The organism is Pseudomonas sp. K5002 (genome assembly GCF_013386655.1).
Lineage (GTDB): Bacteria > Pseudomonadota > Gammaproteobacteria > Pseudomonadales > Pseudomonadaceae > Aquipseudomonas.
Genome location: NZ_JACARK010000834.1, coordinates 1 through 3,895 on the forward strand (window position 1 = coordinate 1; position 3,895 = coordinate 3,895).

The window sequence follows — 3,895 nt, forward strand, 5'->3', positions numbered from 1 at the left end:
CCAAGCCACCTGCAGCGGCGGTCAAGGCTACGCCCACGGCGGCGAAAGTCCCGGGTGATGTGGCGTTGGAAAAGGTCGTGGTCACGGGGTCACGCATTGCCCGTGCCCAGGTTGAAGGGCCGTCGCCGGTCACGGTCATCACCGCTGACGAAGTCACCCGCAGGGGCTACAAAAACGTCTACGACGCCATCGCTTCGCAAACCCAGAACACCGGCATGACCCAGGGCGAAGACTACGGCAACACCTTCCAGCCGGCCGCCAGTGCCCTCAACCTGCGAGGGCTGGGGCCGAACCACACGCTGGTGCTGATCAACGGCAGGCGCGTGGCCGACTACCCCACGGCGTACGACGGCGCGGTCAACTTCACCAACCTTGCGAACATCCCGGCGGTGATGATCGAGCGTATCGAGATCCTCAGCAGCGGCGCCTCGGCGGTGTATGGCTCCGACGCGATTGCCGGGGTGGTGAACATCATCCTCAAAGACAAGATCAGCGGCGTGGACGTCAATCTGCGTGGTGGCGCCGCCGAGCGTGGCGGCGGCGACAACCAGCGCCTGCAGATCAGCGGCGGCGACACCTGGGGCGATTTTGACGGGGTATTCGGCCTGGAGCTGACCCAGCGCCAACCGATCTGGGCCAACCAGCGCGGCTTTATGAGCGACGGCCCGGCCAAGGATGTGGGCTACCGCCGTAACCTCGACAGCGGCGCCTACCTCGGCCCCGGCTGTGGTGCCTACGGCGGTATCTACAACGGCAAGCTCGGTGGCAGCAGCACCCGCTGCACCACCAACCAGTACTACAACGACTACTGGACCTTGCAGGCGCAGAAGGAAAACTATGACGGCTACACGCGCGGCACCTGGCACTTCAGCGACACCGGCAAAGTGTTCGCCGACTTGATGTTTGGCTTTGATCACACGCAGAACAACACGCGCGGCCCAAGCTTCACCTCGCCGGACTTTATCAACCGCAACACCGGTAACCTGGAGCGCTGGTCACGCAACTTTTCCAGCGAGGAAATCGGTGGCAAGACCAGCAACAACAGCAAATGGCGCGAAGTGTCCTGGACCGGCACCCTGGGCTTGGAAGACAAGTTCACCAACAGTGATTGGGGTTATCAGATTGCGGCGAACCGCTCCGAGTACACCAGCGACCGCACCACCCGCTACACGCCTTTGAGCGGCATCCGCGATTACTACCTCGGGCCGCAACTGGGCACGCAGGACGGGCACCCGGTCTTCGCGCCAGACCCTTCGCGGCTGGACCAGCCGCTGACTCCGGAGCAGTGGGATCAGTTTCGCGGCAACCTGGTGCAGAAGAGTAAATCGGTTTCCCAAACCTTCAGCGCCAACATCAACGGCGACCTGTTCGAGCTGCCCGCCGGGCCGGTGGGCTTTGCCGGTGTGACCGAAGTGGGGCGGCAATCCTACAGCGTCGATGTCGACGACCAACTCAATGACGGCACGTTTTACAACACCACGCCGGCCTCCAATTCAGGCGGTTCGCGTGACCGCTACGCCGCGGGTGGCGAGCTGAGCATTCCCGTTACCGACACCTTGCTCGCCTCGGCGGCCGGGCGCTGGGACCAATACAAATTCAGTGGCCGCACCGAGCAACAAAAAACCTACAACCTGGGCCTGGAATGGCGCCCGGTGACCAGCCTGCTGTTTCGTGGTAGCTACGGCACCAGCTTTCGCGCACCCGACCTCAACTACCTCTACCAGGCCGCGACCAATGGCTACACGCCTGACCAGATCGACTATTACGGTTGCAGCAAGGGCGTAGAGGGGGCGTGTGACCGAGGCCGCGTGGATTACACCCAGACCGGTAATTCGGACCTCGCCTCCGAGCGTGGCAAGTCCTGGACGTACGGCTTTGTCTGGTCGCCTTCGCATCAGTTTGATTTCTCCGCCGACTTCTGGCGCGTCGAAATCAAGGACCTGTTGACCACCGTCGACATCAACCGCTTGCTGCAACAGGAAAACCAGTGCCGCAACGGCCAGCTTGATGCGACCACTTGCGCCGACGTCTTGGCACGCATCCAGCGCAATGCCAGCACGGCGGCAGTGGACCCGAACGTGCTGCAACGGGTGCAGGTCAATGCGATCAACGCCGCCAGCGAGCGGGTCAGCGGCCTGGACCTCAAGAGTAATATTCGCTGGGGCGCAGGCCAGTACGGCGCGTTCAGTTCGGCGATTGGCTACAGCCTGGTGCTGTCCCACTACCTCAAGGAATCGGACGATGCGCAAACCCAGAACCTGCGCTCCAGCACCGACAACCACGACTGGCGCAGCAAGGTCAACGCGAGCCTGACCTGGGACTACCAGCACCTCACCACCACGCTGACCGGCATTCGCTACGGCAGCGTGACCAATGGCGCCGGCGATGGGCGCCTGTCGCCCTGGACCACCTTCAACGCCAGCGCCCGTTACCAGGTGAACGAGCAGGCGAGTGTCGGCCTGACCGTCAACAACCTGCTCAATCAGGTCAAGCACGATGACTCCGCCGGCTGGCCGTATTACCCCAGCGGCAACTACGACCCCTATGGCCGCCAGGTCTGGCTGGACGTGAGTTACCACTTCGGCAAGTAGCGCATAAGCCCATGCGCTAACGGTCTAACCGGTGCTCTATAAAAACCCTGGCGTCGACGCACAACCCTGCATAAGTGAGCCTTCAGCGTTTTTGGAAAAGGAGTTGAGTTTGTGAGCCTGTTTCGCTTCATGGTGTGGGCACTGCTGACGGGCCTTTGGGCGCCGTCACTGCTCGCTCAACCGACGCACGCTTTGACGGTATACGGCGAAGCGCCCAAGTACCCGGCCAACTTCAAACACCTGGATTACGTCAACCCGAACGCGCCCAAGGGCGGCAGTTTTCGTCGCTCGTCCATGGAAGGCGGGGCGTTTGATCACCTGATCCCGTATGTCGACAAAGGCACCGGCATCACCCAGATCCAGGGTTGGCTCTACAGCCCGTTGGCGTACCGTTCGCAGGATGAGCCGTACACCGTGTACGGGTTGGTCGCGAAAGGCATGGAGCTGGCAGATGACCATTCATGGCTGCGTTTCTACCTCAATCCCAAGGCGCGTTTTGCCGATGGCACGCCCATCACCGCGCAGGACGTGGCCTACACCTTCAAGCTGTTCACCACCGAAGGGAGCCTGGCGTATCGCCAAAGCTTTGCCGATGTGGACCAGGTGCTGGTGGAATCGCCGACCCAAGTGCGGTTCACCTTCAAAAGCGCCGACAATCGTACCTTGCCCCTGGACCTCGCTTCACTGCCGGTGCTGCCGGAACATTGGTGGCAGGGGCGCAATTTCGCCAACGGTGGCGGCTTTGAACCGCCGGTGGGCAGCGGCCCGTACCGTATCAGCAGCGTGGACAACGGCCGCAGTGTCACCTTCGAACGGGTCAAGGATTGGTGGGGGCGAGACCTGCCGGTGACGCAGGGGCAGTACAACTTCGACACCCTGCGGCTTGAGTTTTTTGCCGACGGCGACGTGTCGCGCCAGATCCTGCAAGCCCAGGGTTACGACTTCAATCGCGAATTTTCCGCCACCAGTTATTCGGTGGGCTACGACGGCGAGGCTTTGCGCGACGGTCGTCTGCAACGTGAACAACTGGCACCGAATGCCGTGCAGGGCACCCAGGGCTTTGTGTTCAACCTGCAAAAACCGCAGTTCCAGGACCGCCGCGTGCGCGAGGCGCTGAGCCTGTTGTGGGATTTCGACTGGAGCAACCGGCAGATGATGCACAGCCTGTACCTGCGCCAGCGCAGCTTCTTTTCCCGCAGCGCATTGGCGGCCACCCAGCTGCCGGATGCCCAGGAGCTGGCCATTCTGGAACCCTGGCGCGGGCAAGTGCCGGAGGAGGTGTTCACCCAGGTCTACCAGCCGCC

At 62.3% G+C, this 3,895-nt stretch carries 2 protein-coding genes; both read left to right on the top strand.

Translation table 11 applies throughout. From position 1 onward, the window contains the following. Positions 1-2,591: TonB-dependent siderophore receptor (locus tag HX846_RS29500; RefSeq protein ID WP_256740087.1), on the top strand; the 2,591-nt coding region annotated here is incomplete at its 5' end. 129 nt (positions 2,592-2,720) lie between these two features. Then, positions 2,721-3,895, top strand: a 1,175-nt coding sequence (locus tag HX846_RS29505; protein ID WP_178966717.1) for an extracellular solute-binding protein, incomplete at its 3' end; no start/stop codon positions are given.